We start from the raw sequence: 18,954 nt of genomic DNA on the forward strand, positions 1-18,954 counted from the left end.
TTAAGCACGGAGTATTGGAAAATGAGCTCAATCTATCTAGGTGTTAATATCGATCATATTGCGACTTTGCGTAACGCGCGAGGTACAAAGTATCCAGATCCTGTACATGCTGCGGAAGTCGCGGAGCGAGCTGGCGCTGATGGTATTACCATCCACCTACGTGAAGACCGTCGTCATATCAATGATCGTGATGTGCGTATCCTACGTGAAACGCTTCAAACGCGTATGAACCTAGAGATGGCTGTGACTGACGAAATGGTAGAGATCGCGCTAAAAACTAAGCCTGAATACGTGTGTCTGGTACCTGAAAAACGTGAAGAATTGACCACTGAAGGTGGTCTAGATGTTGTTGGTCAGCTAGAGAAAGTTAAAAACGCGACACAAAAACTGACTGAAGCGGGTATTAAGGTATCGCTATTTATCGATGCAGACCGTGAACAGATCGATGCAGCAAAAGCATGTGGAGCGCCATTCATTGAGCTTCATACTGGTCACTACGCTGATGCAGAGAGTGAAGAAGATCAGCAAGATGAGCTGAAAAAAATCGCTGCTGGCGCAAGCTACGCGAACGATCTTGGTATTACAGTGAATGCTGGACATGGCCTGACTTACCACAACGTCGCACCGATTGCTGCTATCCCTGAAATTTATGAGCTGAACATTGGCCATTCAATTATTGGTCGTGCGGTGTTTGATGGTCTTCATAAAGCCGTTGCTGATATGAAAGCGCTAATGGTTGCAGCGCGTCGTTAAGTTATGGCAATTGTTGGCTTAGGGACGGATATTGCTGAAATAGAACGAGTAGAGAATGCGCTCACCCGTAGCGGTGAGCCCTTTGCTAAACGCATTCTCACCGCCAATGAACTCGCAAAGTTTACAGGACTGAAGCAGCAAGGACGTTTTTTAGCTAAGCGTTTTGCGGCTAAAGAAGCAGCTTCAAAGGCGCTAGGAACTGGCATCGCGTTGGGGGTTAGCTTTCAAGACTTTGAAATTACCAACGATGCGTTAGGTAAACCAGTGCTGACATTAAGTGGCAAAGCTTTAGAAATGGCACAAAAAAAACAGGTGGAGCATATCCACCTGTCCATCTCCGATGAGCGCCACTATGCCGTGGCGACAGTGATATTAGAAAGCTAGCTGCCTAAGTAGGGCTGAGCACTTGCCACTACTTTTTCCATTTCATCCTGCAATTCAAATAACTCAGGCTCAATGTCCTCGATACTTGAGCCTGAACGAAGCTCCTTCTCAATCGTTGCACAGATATTCTTGAGTCGTGGTACGCCACAATAAGAGCTACTGCCATGCAGTTTGTGCACATGATGAATCAACTGTTTAGTGTCAAAGTGATCATCTTCAAGGGCGCCCTCAACAATCGCACTCACTTCAGGCACATAGTCGACAAGCATCTGTAGCATGTCGCGTGCGAGATCTTCTTTATTCGCAGACTGTTTAAGTGCCGCTTGCCAATCGATGATCATATTGCTGTGCTCTGAATGAGCAGCTTGTTCAACCGCTTCCTCAATCACGGCTGAAGTGCTGATATCGAGTTTTTCGAGCTCTTCTTGGTTGGTATGCGGATTCCAGTGCATTAGAACCTGTTGAAGCACATGTTCTTCGATCGGTTTGGTTAGGTAGTCGTCCATGCCTGCTTTCAATAGTCGATCACGTTCGCCACTCATCGCGTGAGCAGTAACTGCGATCACTGGTGTGTTGGCATTCAACTCTGTTTGTTTAATCTTCTTACACGCGGTCACCCCATCCATATGCGGCATTTGAATGTCCATCAGGATAATATCGAAATGCTGAGCTTCTGCTTGTTTGACGGCATCGATACCATTGGTACAGGTAATGACTTGGTCAACACGCTCTTGCAGAAGGGCACTGATGAGCTTCAAGTTGGCAGGGTTGTCGTCGACAGCCATGACGGTCAGTGGCAGCGTTTTTCTATTCTCTGTAACACTTTCCAGCAACGGCTCGCTTTCTTGATTCGCCGCCAGAGTCTGAAGCAATTTGCGTCTAGAGAGTGGCTTGGTGATACAGTGAATATGATACTTCTGGATCAGGTGATCTGATAGCGCGAGGCTGGTACTAGGTGTACCAACGACGACGTGTGGAGCACAGCGCATCGCTTGTTCCACCCAGCTCTGTACTGTCGCCACTTCGTTATCGCCGCTCGGCGAAAGGTTGAGTAGAACGTAGTCATATTTCTCCACTTCCTCTGGTAATGAGGAGCGATAAGTCACGACTAAGCCTTCTTGAACCAGTGTCTGCTGAATGACAGATGCTGCTTGCATGTTTGGCTCAACCAGTAGCAATGAGCGTTGACGTAGTACTTGAGTTTCTAGCAACTCACTGACTGGCATATCGGTTGACGATAGACGTAAAGTAAACCAGAAGGTAGATCCTTGGTGGAGGCGACTGGTAAGACTGATTTCACCACCCATCTGGCTAACCAGTTTTTGCGTAATAACCAAGCCTAGACCTGTACCGCCATAACGTCTGGAGATACTGGCATCAGCTTGGCTGAACGCTTGGAATAGTTGCGATTGCTGACGCTCTGAAATACCGATACCAGTATCTCGCACCATAAATTGCAATTCGACAAAGTCATCTTTCTGAGAGCGCATCTCAACACTGATATCGATGTTGCCACGTTCTGTAAACTTGATCGAGTTACCGACTAAGTTAGTCAGAACCTGTTGAATACGCAGAGGATCCCCCACCAACCCAGCTGGAATTTTAGGATCGATCTTTAATGTTAATTCGAGCCCTTTCTCATGGGCGCTGGTGGCCTGTAGATTGACCACTTCTTCCAGCGAGCCTTGGAAATCAAACGGGATGTTCTCCAGTGCCAGTTTACCCGCTTCCAATTTAGAAAAATCTAAAATGTCATTGATGATATTGAGTAAGTTGTTTGCCGACTTTTCTATCGTTTGTAAGTAGTCGGCTTGGCTATTGGTTAGAGTTGTCTTGAGCATTTGTCGAGTAAAGCCGATAACACCATTAAGAGGGGTACGCAGTTCGTGGGACATGTTGGCCAAAAACTCGGATTTGACTCGAGCGGCTTCTTGAGCGCGTTTTTTGGCGATGTCGAGCTCGACGTTTTGAATTTCTAGCTGTTCAAGCGTTTCTCGTAAATCGGAGGTTGCTTGGTCAATGCTGTGTTGCATTTCTACGTGATATTCCGACAGTGACACCGCCATCGAGTTGATACCGTTTTTCAGGGAGTCTAACTCGCCATGCATCTTACCTTCGATACGGACATCAAGATGACCGCGACGAATTCGGTCGACCATGTTTTTCATATGGGAGATAGGGCGTGTCACGTCATACATCAATCGGTAAGCGAAGACGGCGGATAGACCTAACCCGATCAAGAGTACTAAGCAAGCCGAAAATATTTCCTGATACTGCTGCAAACGAAGTGAGGATAAATCGAGTTCAATCGCGACATAACCCAGAGCGGGGTTATTTCCCTGATCTTTCATTGTCGCCACGAGGCCTGATTCAGCGATCACAGGCGCTCTAAGTACCAAGGTGTTGTCGGTTAAATCAGAACTGACTAATAGTGGAATCGGTTCCGTGCGAGGAAAAGTAAGCAGCTCGAAATTGGGGTGAAAGTTTGAGGTAACAAAGAGGTCATGATTGTAATCGAATACTGCAATGCTTCGAACAAACTTAGAATTTTTTCGATGTGCATAACTAATGATTCGGCGGACTGACTCGCGGCTATTATTTTTTAACCCCTCTTCACTCGCGATCGCTAATGGTTCGATAATACTTAAACCTGAATTGATCACTTGCTTTTCAAGATCGTGATAGCGATTGAAAGAGAAAAATGCGCTCAAAAGCAGGCCGATAATCAGCGTAGGTGCTAACGTGAGTGTAATAACGCGGGCGCGCAAGCCATATCTTGTCATTATTATCTAAACATCGTGGTGTGGATATGGGAAAATGACTTCCAAAATTAATCGAAGTCGTCGAGTCCTTAAGCATAATCAACTCAGTCGGCTCAGACAATGATTCAGGCGTAAAAGCTTGGGACGTATACCTAAATAACCTCTAGATGAGGTTTGTCTTACGGGTATTTTAAGCAATTCGAGCACAAGGTCGTTAGACCATAGAAATAGGCACACAGCATGGCGCGTTTTTTCCAACCGAAGAAGAAAACTCAACTCAATACTAAGCATCAATCGCTAACCATTGAAAAACTCGATCATCACGGCGCAGGCATGGCTTATCAAAATAACAAACCTATCTTTATTGAAGGTGCTCTGCCCGGTGAGCAAGTGTTGGCGCAGCTGACAGAAAGTAAGAGTAAGTTTGCACGAGCCAAACTCATCAAAATTCAGCAACCCAGCCAGCAACGTATTGAACCTTTCTGTGCACATTATCATGAGTGTGGGGGCTGTAATATGCAGCACCTATCGAGTGCAGCGCAGCAAGAGTATAAGCAACAGACGTTGAGTCAGTTAATGAGTAAGTTTGCTGGGCAAAGTATTGAATTGGACGCGCCAATTTTAGGGGACTCTCAGAGTTATCGCCGTCGTGCCCGAGTGAGTATCAAGCTAAACAAAAAAACACGTCAGCTTGAATTTGGTTTCAGAAAAAAGAACAGTCAGGATATTGTCAACGTGACCCACTGTCCTGTGCTGGATACAGAACTGGATGCTTTGCTTGCCCCGCTGTATTCACTGCTACGCGGTTTCTCCAATCAAGAGAACATCGGTCATTTAGAATTGGTAAAAGGCGACAACACCAAGGTGATTGTGTTGCGCCACTTAAAGCCTCTAAAAGCACAAGATCAGCAGGCACTTGAAGATTTTGCACAGCAGCAGGGAGCGGCGCTTTATCTCATGCCAGAGAGTGATCAGCTAAATCGAGTTGTTGGTGAGTCGGCACACTATCGAGAAGCGGGAGTGACGATTCCATTTGAGCCGAATAACTTTATTCAGGTAAACCAGAAGGTCAACCAAGCTATGGTGCAGCAAGCTATCACTTGGCTAGAATTGACGGCTCAAGATAGAGTGTTGGATCTGTTCTGCGGTCTGGGTAATTTCAGTTTACCTATCGCTAAGCAGGTGATGAGTGTCGTTGGGGTTGAAGGTGTTGACGTTATGGTTGAAAAAGCCGCATCCAATGCCCAGTTTAACCAAATAGACAATGCGTCATTTTATCAGGCGAATTTGGAACAAGACGTTTCTGGTCAGCTCTGGGTCGCTGAAAAATTTGATAAAATACTGCTCGACCCAGCCAGAGCGGGGGCTAGTGGTATTATTGAGCAAATCTCTGCGTTGGGTGCAAGTCGAGTAGTTTATGTTTCTTGCAATCCTGCTACCCTAGCCAGAGATTCGCAAAGCTTGCTAAGTCAGGGCTACAGATTACAAAAATTGGGTATGCTTGACATGTTTCCGCATACCAGCCATTTAGAGTCGATGGCACTCTTTGTAAAGGATTAAACGAACTTCCTCAGCGGCTGGTAGTCTCAATGCTGAGGATATCGAAGATAAAAAATATAACAGGACGAAGATAATGGTTGCGGTAAGAAGCGCACATTTAAATCAAGACGAACAGTTTGAGCTAGATAAGTGGATTGCTAGCTTAGGGCAAGACCCTAAAATTGCTAAGCGCTTAAAAGAAGTTTACCGTCGTGGCGAAGAAATCTTAGAGGGGAACGATCAAGGCCCACTGCTTTTGTGGCGTGGTCGGGAAATGATCGAGATCTTGATTACTTTGTCGATGGACAAAGCGACGTTAGTCGCTGCATTGCTATTTCCGCTGGTGACCAGTGGGGCTTACGATAGACAGCAATTTGAAGAAGATTTTGGTAAAGAGACCATCAAGCTGATTGATGGCGTTGAAGAGATGGCCGCGCTTGGTCAATTAAACGTCACAATGGAAGGCGGTGCTGCCTCAACGCAAGTGGACAATGTTCGTCGCATGTTACTCGCGATGGTCGATGATTTCCGTTGTGTGGTTATCAAGCTTGCAGAACGAATTGCCAACCTAGTCGAAGTTAAAAAGGCGCCAGAAGAAGTTCGTCAAGCGGCAGCAAAAGAGTGTGCCAATATCTATGCGCCTTTGGCTAACCGCCTTGGCATTGGTCAGTTGAAATGGGAAATGGAAGACTACGCGTTCCGTTATCAGCAACCAGAAACCTACAAACAGATAGCTAAGCAACTTTCTGAACGCCGTATCGTGCGTGAAAAATATATCCAAGACTTTGTCGATGACCTGATGGCAGAGATGAAGGCCTCGTCAATCAATGCAGAGGTCAGTGGTCGTCCTAAGCATATCTACAGTATCTGGCGAAAAATGCAGAAAAAAGGTCTCGCATTTGATGAGCTATTTGACGTGCGAGCGGTACGTATCATTGCTGATAAGCTTCAAGATTGTTATGCCGCGTTAGGTGCTGTCCATACCAAATACAAGCATCTCCCTAGCGAGTTTGATGACTACGTCGCGAACCCGAAACCGAATGGATACCAATCGATCCATACCGTGATACTTGGCCCTGAAGGTAAGACGATAGAAATTCAGATTCGTACCAAAGATATGCACGAAGATTCTGAGTTAGGCGTGGCCGCGCACTGGAAATACAAAGAAGGTGGCGGTGGTCGTAGCGGTTACGACGAGAAGATTACTTGGCTTCGTAAGCTGCTGGATTGGCAAGAAGAAATGTCAGATTCAGGCGAGATGCTTGATGAACTGCGCAGCCAGGTGTTTGATGATCGCGTTTATGCCTTTACACCACGTGGTGATGTCGTCGACTTACCTATGGGCGCGACGCCTTTGGACTTCGCTTACCATATTCACTCAGAAGTCGGACATCGCTGTATCGGTGCGAAAGTCGCGGGACGTATCGTACCGTTCACTCACAAGCTGGCGATGGGTGATCAGGTAGAAATCATTACATCCAAAGAGCCGAATCCATCACGCGACTGGCTAAACCCTTCAATGGGCTTCGTCACTTCAGGTCGTGCTCGCGCTAAGATTAATGCTTGGTTCCGCAAACAGAGCCGTGAGAAGAACCTAGAAGCTGGACGTGAAATTCTCGAAACGGAACTGGCGAAAATCGGCGCGACGCTAAAAAATGCAGAGCACTATGCCATTAAGCGTTTTAACGTCAACAGTGCAGATGAGCTCTATGTTGGTGTCGGTAGTGGTGATTTGCGAATAAACCAAATCATTAACCATATCAACGCCTTGGTGAATAAGCCGACGGCAGAAGAGGAAGATAAGCAAGCCCTCGAAAAACTGCAAGAAGCAGAAAGCCGAGCTCCGGCTCAGAGCCGACCAAAGAAAGATGCCGTTGTCGTTGAAGGGGTTGATAACCTGATGACTCATCTCGCGCGTTGCTGTCAGCCAATCCCTGGGGATGAAATCGCAGGTTACATTACTCAAGGTCGAGGTATTTCTGTTCACCGAGCTGACTGTGAGCAGCTAGAAGAGCTAAGACATCACGCCGCAGAACGTATCATCGATACGGTGTGGGGCAGTGGCTTTGTTGGTTCATACATTTTGACGGTGCGCGTAGAAGCAATGGAGCGGAGTGGCTTGCTAAAAGACATTACCACCTTGTTTGCCAACGAAAAAATCAAAGTCACCAGCATGAAGAGTCGTGTCGACTATCGCAAGCAGTTGTCGATTATGGACTTTGACCTAGAGGTAACGAACGTTGAAGTACTGTCTCGTGTATCAAAGCGCGTAGAACAGATCAAAGATGTGATGTCGGTAAAACGCCTAGGCTAATTTTTACGTCGTATTTGGCTCCCTAACATCGTTAGCTGCACTTACTCGCTCCATCACATAGACGAGCTATGCTCAGGAGCCTCATAAGTTTGCTGCCTTGTTCGGAGAGCCAACTACTTAGTAAAAATAGTTTGTCGTATTTGGCTCTCTAACAGCGTTAGCTGCACTTATTTAGAGAACTGAGCAACATATAATCAAGGTGAGTGGTTTTGGCTACTCGCCTTTTTGTTTAAAGGAAGAGATTAAAGATGAGTCACCCAATTGAACAGTTAGAACAGATCATGGCAACGCTGCGTGATCCTGAAAAGGGTTGTCCATGGGATCTGAAACAGAGCTTCGACACCATAGTCCCTCACACCATCGAAGAGACATATGAAGTGGTTGATGCGATTCAAAACCGTGATTGGCCAAATCTCAAAGAAGAGTTGGGTGACTTGTTATTTCAGGTTATTTTCTATAGCCAGTTGGCTAAAGAGCAGGGCTTGTTCGACTTTTCGCAGGTCGTTGATACGGTCAATGAGAAGCTCACACGTCGCCATCCACACGTGTTTTCGGATATCGAATTTGAGAATGAAGAGCAAATTAATGCCAACTGGGAGGCTGAAAAAGCCAAAGAGAAAGCGCAAGTAGGCAAAACTGAGCAAAGTATTCTAGACTCAATACCAGTCTCTCTGCCGGCTCTTTCGCGTGCTACAAAAATACAGAAGAAATGCGCGAAATTCGGTTTTGACTGGGATTCAATCGGGCCTGTTGTTGACAAGGTTCATGAAGAAATTGAAGAGGTTATGGACGAAGCACTGCAGGTGACACCTAGCGATGAAAAGATAGAGCTAGAGCTTGGTGACTTGTTGTTTGCGACGGTAAATTTAGCTCGTCATTTAGGAGCTAATCCGGAAGTGGCTTTGAGCAAAGCTAACCTCAAGTTTATGCGCCGCTTTAAAGGTGTAGAAGGTTTGGTCGCAGAACAAGGCAAGCAACTGACTGATTTTACTTTAGAACAGTTGGATGCTTTCTGGGATGAAGTGAAAAGGCAAGAGGTCGGTGTTGATTAAACCGTCACTCGAATTTGATTTGAAGCAAAAAATAAAAAATTGCAGTGTGATAGATTTCACGTTGTAGCGGAAAAGGGCTTCTGGTATATTTATATCCCGTCCAGAAGAAATCCATTTTCCCTCATTCAACCAATTTCAGGTTAAACATGACGACAAATTACATTTTTGTTACTGGCGGGGTTGTATCCTCTCTAGGTAAAGGTATTGCAGCAGCATCTCTTGCGGCTATTTTAGAAGCTCGTGGTCTTAAAGTGACTATGATGAAGCTTGACCCTTACATCAACGTTGATCCAGGCACAATGAGCCCGACTCAGCACGGTGAGGTGTTCGTCACTGAAGATGGCGCTGAAACTGACCTTGACCTTGGTCACTACGAGCGTTTCATCCGTACTAAAATGACCAAGCGCAACAACTTCACAGCAGGTCGTGTTTACGCTGACGTACTACGTAAAGAGCGTCGTGGCGACTACCTAGGTGCAACGATTCAGGTAATCCCTCACATCACTAACGCTATCAAAGACCGCGTAATCGCTGGTTCTGAAGGACATGATGTTGCTATCGTTGAAGTGGGTGGTACGGTTGGTGATATCGAATCACTACCATTTATGGAAGCTATTCGTCAGCTAGCGGTAGAACTAGGCCGTGAGCGCGCAATGTTCATGCACCTAACTCTTGTTCCTTACTTAGCAGCAGCGGGCGAAGTGAAAACTAAACCGACTCAGCACTCTGTAAAAGAGCTACTGTCGATCGGTATCCAGCCAGATATTCTTGTTTGTCGTTCAGATCGTATGATCCCTGCGAACGAACGTAAGAAGATTGCTCTTTTCTGTAACGTTCCAGAGAAAGCAGTTATCTCTATGAAGGACGTAGATTCAATCTACAAGATCCCTCAACTAATCAAGTCTCAAGGTCTAGACGATCTTGTTTGTGCTCGTTTCGGTATTTCTGCACCTGAAGCTGACCTTTCTGAATGGGAACAGGTTATCTATGAAGAAGCGAACCCAACCGCTGAAGTGACTATTGGTATGGTTGGTAAGTACATCGAACTGCCAGATGCATACAAGTCAGTGAACGAAGCACTGAAACACGCAGGTCTTAAGAACCGCCTAAGCGTGAAAATTAAGTACGTTGATTCTCAAGATGTCGAAACTAAAGGTGAAGAAGCTCTGCACGGTCTTGATGCGATTCTTGTTCCTGGTGGTTTCGGCGATCGTGGTATTGAAGGTAAGATTCTTGCTGCAAAATACGCTCGTGAGAACAAAGTACCTTACCTAGGCATTTGTTTGGGTATGCAAGTGGCACTGATCGAATACGCACGTAATGTGGCGGGCATGGCAGGTGCACACTCAACAGAATTTAACAAAGAGACTAAGTACCCAGTTGTTGGTCTAATCACTGAGTGGGTTGACGGCGAAGGTAACGTAGAAGAGCGTACTGAGAAATCAGATCTTGGTGGTACTATGCGTCTAGGCTCACAACTGTGTCACCTAGAGAAAGGGACTAAAGCTTACGAACTTTACGGTAGCGCGACGATCCATGAACGTCACCGTCACCGTTACGAAGTGAACAACAATCTTCGTCCAAAAATTGAAAAGGCAGGCCTGAAAGTATCGGGTCTATCAGCGGACAAGAAACTGGTAGAAGTTATTGAGAACCCAGCTCACCCATGGTTTGTAGCGGCTCAGTTCCACCCAGAGTTCACTTCTACACCTCGCGATGGTCACCCACTATTTGCAGGTTTCGTTAAAGCAGCTGGTGAATTCCAGCGTGGCGAATTAGAGAAGTAAAGGATACAGGCAGTAGCGTTAGTAGTGCTGCTGCCTTTAATTTTGACATTATATATTCAACGAGAAGGAAACATTCAATGTCTAAGATCGTTAAAGTTCTAGGTCGTGAAATCATCGATTCACGTGGTAACCCAACTGTAGAAGCTGAAGTACACCTAGAAGGCGGTTTCGTAGGTATGGCTGCTGCTCCATCTGGCGCATCAACTGGTTCACGCGAAGCTCTTGAGCTACGTGACGGCGACAAAGCTCGTTTCCTAGGTAAAGGTGTTCTTAAAGCTGTTGAAGCTGTAAACGGTGCAATCGCTGAAGCTCTAGTTGGTAAAGATGCTAAAGACCAAGCTGCAATCGACGCTATCATGATCGAGCTAGACGGTACTGAAAACAAATCTAAGTTCGGTGCTAACGCAATTCTAGCTGTATCTCTAGCGAACGCTAAAGCTGCTGCAGCGGCTAAAGGCATGCCTCTATACGAGCACATCGCTGAGCTAAACGGTACTGCTGGTCAGTTCTCTATGCCTCTACCAATGATGAACATCATCAACGGTGGTGAGCACGCAGACAACAACGTTGACATCCAAGAGTTCATGATCCAACCAGTTGGTGCTAAGACTCTTAAAGAAGGTCTACGTATCGGTGCAGAAGTATTCCACAACCTAGCTAAAGTTCTTAAGTCTAAAGGCTACAGCACTGCAGTTGGTGACGAAGGTGGTTTCGCTCCTAACCTTAAGTCTAACGCTGAAGCTCTAGAAGTTATCGCAGAAGCTGTTGCAGCTGCGGGTTACGAACTAGGTAAAGACGTTACTCTAGCTATGGACTGTGCAGCATCTGAGTTCTTCGACAAAGAAGCTGGCATCTACAACATGAAAGGCGAAGGTAAAACGTTCACTTCTGAAGAGTTCAACCACTACCTAGCTGAGCTAGCTAACCAATTCCCAATCGTTTCTATCGAAGATGGTCTAGACGAGTCTGATTGGGCTGGCTTCAAGCACCAAACTGAACTACTAGGTGACAAGCTGCAACTAGTAGGTGACGATCTATTCGTTACTAACACTAAGATCCTTGCTGAAGGTATCGAGAAAGGCGTAGCTAACTCTATCCTTATCAAGTTCAACCAAATCGGTTCTCTAACTGAGACTCTAGCTGCAATCAAGATGGCTAAAGACGCAGGTTACACAGCTGTAATCTCTCACCGTTCTGGCGAAACTGAAGATGCAACTATCGCTGACCTAGCGGTAGGTACTGCTGCAGGTCAAATCAAAACTGGTTCAATGAGCCGTTCTGACCGTGTTGCTAAGTACAACCAACTAATCCGTATCGAGGAAGCTCTAGGTGAGCGCGCTCCTTTCAACGGTCTAAAAGAAGTTAAAGGTCAATAATTCATAGTTTGAATTATTAGCTTAAAGCTCTAATAAATGCCTCACTTTTTAGTGGGGCATTTTGCATTTAAGGCTCTAAGAACAATGAGCCGTTCTGACCGTGTTGCTGCTATACCTAAAAGAAAGCAACCAACTAATCCGTATCGAGGAAGCTCTAGGTGAGCGCGCTCCTTTCAACGGTCTAAAAGAAGTTAAAGGTCAATAATTCATAGTTTGAATTATTAGCTTAAAGCTCTAATAAATGCCTCACTTTTTAGTGAGGCATTTTGCGTTTAAGGCTCTAAGAACAATGAGCCGTTCTGACCGTGTTGCTGTCGAAAGGGTTGGTAAGAGTTATTGCCTAAAAGAGCTCATATTCTAGTTAGCGGCTAGTTCTTTAATTGCCGTAACTCTGCGTTTTTCCATCTCTTCTCGAATATCCGCACCTTTGAAGCCATCCTGAATGATTGATTGGACGTCGACAGATAATGCCGCTTGGTAGGCTTGCTCAAAAACCGCTTTTTGCGGGTAATCAATCTCTTCATGGCCTGTTCTGCCACGGCTATCGGCCATACAGCACAGTAGAATGTCTTGTAGGCGCTCTGGCTTGCGCCATACATCGAACTTATTAAGCACTTTGAGTTTGGTTTCAGGGCGAAGCTCAGCTGCACGATGGATATTTGAGTGCTGTTCACAAACCATCAATGCTAGGTCACGATATTCGTTGGGCACTCTCACTCGTTCGCATAACTGCTTAATTAACTTTAGTCCTGTGTGGCAATGCATTTTATGGCTAGGCCATTCAGAAGGAGGGGTGACACCTTTGCCTAAGTCATGAACTTGCGCTGCAAATCGCACAGGTAACGAGTTGCTGAGCAAGGCTGCTTGCTTAGCGACCATTAACGTGTGAATACCGGTATCTATTTCTGGATGCCATTTTTCTGGCTGAGGTACACCGAATAGGGCATCAAGTTCAGGAAGCAATACGCTAAGAGCACCACATTGCCTTAATACAGATAAAAATACTTGTGGGTTGGGGGTTGAAAGAGACTTTTGCCATTCAAGCCAAACTCGCTCGGGAGTAAGGTTATTCAATTCTCCAGAATGTACGATTTGGCGCATTAGCGTTAAAGTTTCATCAGCAACACTGAACCCCAAATGATCAAGCTTAGCGGCAAAGCGAGCGACGCGTAACACGCGCAACGGATCTTCAGTAAAGGCACTAGAGACATGGCGCAAAATACGATCTCTTAGATCGGCTTGACCATTGAATGGATCGATGATGGTGCCATCAGGATCTTGTGCCATCGCGTTGATAGTAAGATCTCGGCGCAGGAGATCTTCTTCTAAAGTCACATCGGCGGCAAAGTAACACTCAAATCCAGTATATCCCGAACCAATCTTGCGTTCGGTGCGGGCAAGGGCATGTTCCTCCTTCGTTTTAGGATGAAGGAATACAGGGAAATCTTTACCGACAGCGGTATAGCCTTTTTCAAGTAGTTGTTCGGGTGTTGCACCGACCACGACCCAATCTTTGTCATAGATGTCGATCTCGAGTAACTGATCGCGGACTGCACCACCAACAAGGTATCTTTGCACCTAGCTCTCCCTTTTATCTATAATGTCATTGGCTATTTGTGCCAGCAATGGTACTTTCCTTAGCGACAAATTCCCAGAGACGAGAAGTATGTATCAACAATATTTTGCGCTAACAGAGCTACCATTTTCGATTGTGCCTAACTCTCGTTTTGTATTTCAAAGTCGCCGCCATAAAGAAGCCATTTTTCAAATTCAAGCCGGGCTTGGAGAAGGCGGTGGCTTCGCGATGCTTACTGGTGAAGTGGGTACAGGTAAAACGACCATCGCTCGCTCAATACTAAATACTCTAGCAGAGACAACACAGGCTGGGTTAATCCTCAATCCTACCTTTTCTGATATTGAGTTGCTTGAAGCGGTATGTGATGAGTTTGAGCTGGATTATCCGCAGCAAGCGTCACTTAAGCAGCTTAACCAACGTATTCATAAGTTCTTACTGGATAATCACTCTAAGGGGATTCAGACCTTACTGGTGATTGATGAGGCACAACATTTATCTGCGGATGTTCTTGAGCAGCTAAGGTTGCTGACGAATCTTGAAACCGAGAGTCAGAAACTTCTCAAAGTCCTTTTAATCGGACAACCGGAGCTACAACTTAAGCTACAGATGCCACAGCTGAGGCAGCTAGCTCAACGTATTACGGGGCGATACCATTTGCTCCCGTTAAGTAGCGATGAAACTCGAGATTACATTCGATTCCGGCTTACTCTTGCAGGTGGCCCCCCTGACTTATTGCCTGCCAATGCAATTAAGTACATCGCGCGTAACACGCAAGGAATACCGAGATTAATCAACCTCGTCTGTGATGCAAGTTTAAAGCGTGCGTATGCGAATGGAGAAAATCACCCGACGGTAACGACTGTTCAACAGGCTTGCGATGAAGTGATGAGTTTTCAAACCGCGTCTGTTCAAACCTCGGCAGTTATTGGCAGCCATCCACCGCCACGCATCGCTAAGTACATGACGGCGATGAGCGTAGGTGGATTACTCTCTGTGATGGTCTATTTAATGACGCCTAGCCTAGTGAGCTCGACTATCTCTGAGTTATTGCAACAACAGTATCCAAGGGTTGAAAACGTTGAACACATAACGACGGTATTTCCTCAACAGCTTAAAGCACAGTTGGCGCAAGCGAGCGATCAGGAGCAGGCGATTTCGGATCTTTATCGAGTATGGGGCTATCGGGCTTCAGTACTGGATCAGTTATGTTTGGATAATGGCAATTCCCAGTTCCGCTGTGAACTGGCGAACGGCACATTAAGTGAGCTTATTGAACTCAATACACCTGTCGTCCTCACTCTGAATATTGATGGACAGGCTCGTTTTGCTGTTCTCTATGCGCTTTCGAACAGCAAAGCAAAGTTATTGGTCAATAATGAGCTGGTGGCGTTTGATACTCAATGGCTAGAAAGCATCTGGCATGGTGAATATCGGCATATCTGGCGCGGTTATTGGGACGAAACGCTCAAGCCAGGTATGCAAGGTGAGAAGGTAGTAATACTTGACCAGTTTATATCTCAAGCTCTCGGGCAGCCAAAATCGGCGACGTTTGTATTTGATCAACAGCTAAAAGAGAAAGTCGAACTATTTCAACGTTGGAAAGGGCTGACAGTGGATGGTATTGCAGGGAAAAAGACCTTGCGTTTACTGGAGATGTTATCTCAGCCAGATAGACCCAAACTAACAGTGGATAAGGAAAATACCGATGTCTAAGGTTATGCGACAACTCAAAAGTTCAGAGCGAAGCCGATGCTCAACTGGCATGCAAGCGCCAATGTTGGCTCCTGTCATGACGACGCAGCCACAGCCTATAGGCAGGTTGCGATACTTCTCGATAGCATTCGTTCCGCCTATGGTGATAGCGGGTCTAGTCGTTATTCATACCTATCAGTCACAAAAACAAGCTTGGCTTGAATCCAATGTTAGTGAGACGGTATCAATTGAAGTTCCGTTCGAATACCAGATTGAAAAAGCGCCAGACTTTGGGCCTCTGGCTGCGACCTATTCTCAGCGTGATGATAGAGTGTCTAACGTTACCGAAGGTGAAATAGACGATGACGCTCTGCCTGATGAGATACTCGGGAAGGCTGGAAACACCGTTCAAAGTGTAGCTTCAGATCAAACCGATCTGTTGACAGGTCTCGATTTGTCAGGTCTATCACCAGAGCTGGCGCAACGGTTTGCAAGCGCCGTTAATACAATCCCTCAAGTTGAGCCAGTGAACTCGGATGACCGAGTGTCAAACCTGTCACAACAGCCTGATAGTTGGTATGGAAAACTGCCAGCAATGAACTTTCAGACGCATGTCTACTCGAGCCGAGCCGATAAGCGTTGGGTTAAGGTAAATGGGGTAGAGTACAGTGAAGGTGACTGGATTAGCGCGGATGTTGAGTTGGTGGCGATCGAGCAGCAAGCCTGTCGGATTCGCTACAAGGGCGAGTTGATAGAAGTGCCTGCCTTATATGATTGGAAAGGTTAACTGATTAAAAAAGGTCACGACATCGTGACCTTGTTAATTTCTGTTCTACTTACGCCCAACCGGATGGAGAACGTTTTCTGCGTGGAATGATATGTGGCAGAATCAAGCCAAGCAGTAGACCGATACCTGCAACGCCACCGCCATACATAAAGTATTTCAGTAGTAAGTCATCTTTCTGTGTATCCAGTTTCGCACGCAGTTTGCGAACTTCTTCCTGAGAAGCGGATAGCTGTTGGCTCATTTCGTTGTAGCCTAGTTCTAACTCACTGATCTGACGGTTACGAGTTTCTAGAGAATCGACTAATCCCGCTTTTTCTTGATCAGCATTTGAGCGAGCATTCGCCAGCTTCTCTTTAACGTCTTTTAGCTCATCTTCAAGCTTAGGTAGTCGTAAAGCCATGCTTTCTTGATTAGTAACGAATCGGCTTTCAATCCAGCCTCTACGTCCTTTGCTGTCTTGAAGTTCTGTATATCCAGAGTCTTTGTTTGTCGACAGTAGTTTTACTTTTTCGCCAGCATCAATACTGCCGATAATGCGGAATTGGTTGCTTGGACCAGAGTGCATATAGGTAAAAAGCTTATCAGAAATATAACGGTCTTGAGCAAATGCCGCTGGCACAGCAAGCAGCGAGGCCAAAACGAAGCAAACCAGTTTTTTCACGGTAAATCCTTTAACAGTCTAAGAGGGTCTGCAAACCCATTATCTATATAATTCTAGAGCCAAATAGTAAGTAGTTTCTGAGATGACTGCAACAAAGAAGGGAGGCTTAGCCTCCCTTTATGCGGTTTTGAGTCAATAATGACAGTGAGTTAACACATCACTGACGTCATTGATTAAACAAACATCGCTTGAATCGCGTAGAAGAATACGACTGCCAATAGCGCACCTGCTGGCAGTGTAACGATCCAAGATGCAACGATGTTACGCACAACACCAAGGTTAAGTGCTGCGATACCGCGAGCAAAACCAACACCTAGAACAGCACCAACGAGTGTTTGAGTGGTAGAGATTGGCAGACCAGTACCTGACGCTAGTACTACAGTACATGCAGTAGCAAGCTGAGCGGCGAAGCCACGGCTAGGTGTTAGTTCTGTAATACCAGTACCAACCGTTGCCATTACTTTGTGACCAAGAGTCGCAAGACCAACAACAATACCAAAGCCACCGAGTGGTAGAATCCACCATGCGATCGTACTCTTGGTTGTAATCTCACCCATGTGCTCCACTGTTGATACAACCGCAGATAGAGGGCCAATGGCGTTAGCGACGTCGTTTGAGCCGTGAGCAAATGCCATCGCACAAGCTGTGATAACCATCAGAACGCTGAAGATGCCTTCTACACCAGCAAAGCCATGATCATCTTCGCGGCTAGCAAATTTCTTCTGAATGTAGAAGTAACCACCAGCCATTACGATTGCAGATACAATGGCTGCCCACATCCAAGCTTCACCGTTGGATAGGTGCAGACCAACGTGCTTAAGGCCTTTCTTAATCGTAACCAGAGCAATTACCATAGTGGTAATGAACATGTAAACAGGTACGAAGCGTTTAGCGTTAAACAGAGGTTTTTCAGTATCGAATATCAGTCGTTGTGCACTGACAAAGATTACGTAAGCAAAGAAACCAGAGATAACAGGAGTAATAATCCAGCTACCTACAATGCCTTGAACACTGCTCCAGTCAACCGCTTCTGTACCTACTGAAACACACGCAAAACCGATGATTGCACCGATGATTGAGTGAGTCGTTGAAACTGGCCAACCCATGTAAGAAGCGAGTAGTAGCCATGTACCAGCAGCTAAAAGCGCTGACATCATACCGAAGACAAGTACGTCAGGTTGGTGAGCAAATAGGGACGTTTCAATTACGCCTTTACGGATAGTGTCGGTTACTTCACCACCTGCTAAATATGCACCAGCAAACTCAAAGATCATCGCAATGATGATTGCTTGTTTGACGGTTAGCGCTTTTGACCCTACAGATGTGCCCATCGCATTGGCTACGTCATTTGCGCCAATACCGATAGCCATCATAAAGCCAAAGACTGCTGCAATAATAATCAGGACAGTGCCGTAGTTCGCAAGGATATCCATCGTAATACCTAGTTGTTGATAACAAGCGGAGCAAAAATTAAGAACGACGAAACCCCTTCAGCGCGTCAGTATTTATCGCCTATAAGGGGTGTGAACTAGTTAGATGCTCTTCGTTATTTGGTTAACTTATATTTATGAGCGAGACAACATTACTTCCAGACGCGCACCAACACGTTGCGCCTGATCAGCAATACCGCCTACCCACTCTAGAATTTTGTAAAGGAACATCACATCAACAGGATTTAGATCCGACTCGATCGCCATTAGTTGTTGGCGAAGTTGGATCTGCATCGCGTCTGTGTCGTCCTCAATCACATCCAGTTGGTGGATCATTTCAGCCACAAGCGTTACTTCGCGGCCTTTAAATCCAGTTTCCAATAACTCATCAAGCTCATTGATAACTTTTTGCGCTTGTTCAGCTGCGTCTAGGCAACGTCTTACGTACGCAATAAAATTCTCTTGAAGAGGTGCAGGGATAGTCAATTGACGGCCATAAACTCGGCCAGCAATGTCTTTTGCAAGGTTTGCGAGTTTGTCCTGTTGTGTCAGTAGTTCAAGCATGTCGCTGCGATCCACTGGCATAAACAAACCACGAGGAAGTTTTAGACGAATTTCGCGCTTAAGTACGTCGGCTTCCTTCTCAAGATGAGAAATCTGTGCACGAATTTCAGATGCTTTCTCCCAATCCCCTTTTGAACTTACTTCGAAAAAGTTGATTAGGTGTGAGCAACATTCATTTACACACACAACGTGGCGCTGCAAAGGTTTAATAGGGGACTTTGCAAATAGCCCCATAATTGTATTTACTGGCATGGTCATTCAACCCAATTAATATAAC

14 protein-coding genes are annotated in these 18,954 nt (G+C 45.8%); 9 read left to right on the forward strand and 5 right to left on the reverse strand.

Annotation, left to right across the window (positions count from 1 at the left end; all coding sequences use genetic code 11):
* Positions 1-21 precede the first annotated feature (21 nt).
* Positions 22-753 (forward strand): pyridoxine 5'-phosphate synthase, encoded by a 732-nt coding sequence (gene pdxJ, locus QTN95_RS02170; protein WP_331416169.1) that lies wholly within the window; start codon positions 22-24, stop codon positions 751-753.
* Between the two features lie 3 nt (positions 754-756).
* Positions 757-1,137, forward strand: a complete 381-nt coding sequence (gene acpS / locus QTN95_RS02175; protein WP_331416170.1) for a holo-ACP synthase — start codon at positions 757-759, stop codon at positions 1,135-1,137.
* On the opposite strand, the gene barA is transcribed toward acpS, so the two are convergent.
* Entirely contained in the window at positions 1,134-3,920 is a 2,787-nt protein-coding gene (barA, locus tag QTN95_RS02180) for a two-component sensor histidine kinase BarA (RefSeq protein ID WP_331416171.1), read from the reverse strand. The genes acpS and barA overlap by 4 nt on opposite strands.
* Positions 3,921-4,139: 219 nt before the next feature.
* Between barA and rlmD the strand changes: the two genes are divergently transcribed.
* From rlmD to eno, 5 genes are all read left to right on the forward strand, one after another.
* On the forward strand, positions 4,140-5,459 hold the full coding sequence (rlmD, locus tag QTN95_RS02185; RefSeq protein WP_331416172.1) for a 23S rRNA (uracil(1939)-C(5))-methyltransferase RlmD: 1,320 nt from the start codon (positions 4,140-4,142) through the stop codon (positions 5,457-5,459).
* A gap of 73 nt (positions 5,460-5,532) precedes the next feature.
* The gene (relA, locus tag QTN95_RS02190) at positions 5,533-7,752 is read left to right on the forward strand and encodes a GTP diphosphokinase (protein WP_331416173.1); all 2,220 of its coding nucleotides are present in this window, start codon (positions 5,533-5,535) and stop codon (positions 7,750-7,752) included.
* A gap of 248 nt (positions 7,753-8,000) precedes the next feature.
* Positions 8,001-8,804 (forward strand): nucleoside triphosphate pyrophosphohydrolase, encoded by an 804-nt coding sequence (gene mazG, locus QTN95_RS02195; RefSeq protein WP_331416174.1) that lies wholly within the window; start codon positions 8,001-8,003, stop codon positions 8,802-8,804.
* Between the two features lie 146 nt (positions 8,805-8,950).
* On the forward strand, positions 8,951-10,591 hold the full coding sequence (locus QTN95_RS02200) for a CTP synthase (RefSeq protein ID WP_331416175.1): 1,641 nt from the start codon (positions 8,951-8,953) through the stop codon (positions 10,589-10,591).
* A 77-nt stretch (positions 10,592-10,668) separates the two neighbouring features.
* Entirely contained in the window at positions 10,669-11,967 is a 1,299-nt protein-coding gene (gene eno, locus QTN95_RS02205; protein WP_331416176.1) for a phosphopyruvate hydratase, read from the forward strand.
* Positions 11,968-12,324: 357 nt separating this feature from the next.
* Here the strand turns inward: eno and QTN95_RS02210 are convergent, their stop codons facing one another.
* Positions 12,325-13,545: a multifunctional CCA addition/repair protein gene (locus QTN95_RS02210; protein ID WP_331416177.1), complete on the reverse strand. Its 1,221-nt coding sequence runs from the start codon at positions 13,543-13,545 to the stop codon at positions 12,325-12,327.
* An 88-nt stretch (positions 13,546-13,633) separates the two neighbouring features.
* Between QTN95_RS02210 and QTN95_RS02215 the strand changes: the two genes are divergently transcribed.
* Complete coding sequence (locus tag QTN95_RS02215) at positions 13,634-15,256, forward strand: ExeA family protein (RefSeq protein ID WP_331416178.1); 1,623 nt, start codon at positions 13,634-13,636, stop codon at positions 15,254-15,256.
* Positions 15,249-16,022, forward strand: a complete 774-nt coding sequence (locus tag QTN95_RS02220) for a general secretion pathway protein GspB (RefSeq protein WP_331416179.1) — start codon at positions 15,249-15,251, stop codon at positions 16,020-16,022. The genes QTN95_RS02215 and QTN95_RS02220 overlap by 8 nt, the downstream gene beginning before the upstream one ends.
* Before the next feature lie 49 nt (positions 16,023-16,071).
* On the opposite strand, the gene QTN95_RS02225 is transcribed toward QTN95_RS02220, so the two are convergent.
* The 3 genes from QTN95_RS02225 to QTN95_RS02235 form a co-directional block, all read right to left on the reverse strand.
* Positions 16,072-16,683 carry a TIGR04211 family SH3 domain-containing protein gene (locus QTN95_RS02225; protein WP_331416180.1) on the reverse strand — a complete coding sequence of 204 codons (612 nt, stop codon included), beginning with the start codon at positions 16,681-16,683 and terminating at the stop codon, positions 16,072-16,074.
* Between the two features lie 173 nt (positions 16,684-16,856).
* Positions 16,857-18,116, reverse strand: a complete 1,260-nt coding sequence (locus QTN95_RS02230) for an inorganic phosphate transporter (protein WP_138971832.1) — start codon at positions 18,114-18,116, stop codon at positions 16,857-16,859.
* A gap of 132 nt (positions 18,117-18,248) precedes the next feature.
* Entirely contained in the window at positions 18,249-18,929 is a 681-nt protein-coding gene (locus QTN95_RS02235; RefSeq protein WP_171052190.1) for a TIGR00153 family protein, read from the reverse strand.
* Positions 18,930-18,954: the final 25 nt, after the last annotated feature.

The organism is Vibrio sp. M260112, assembly GCF_036533775.1.
Lineage (GTDB): Bacteria > Pseudomonadota > Gammaproteobacteria > Enterobacterales > Vibrionaceae > Vibrio.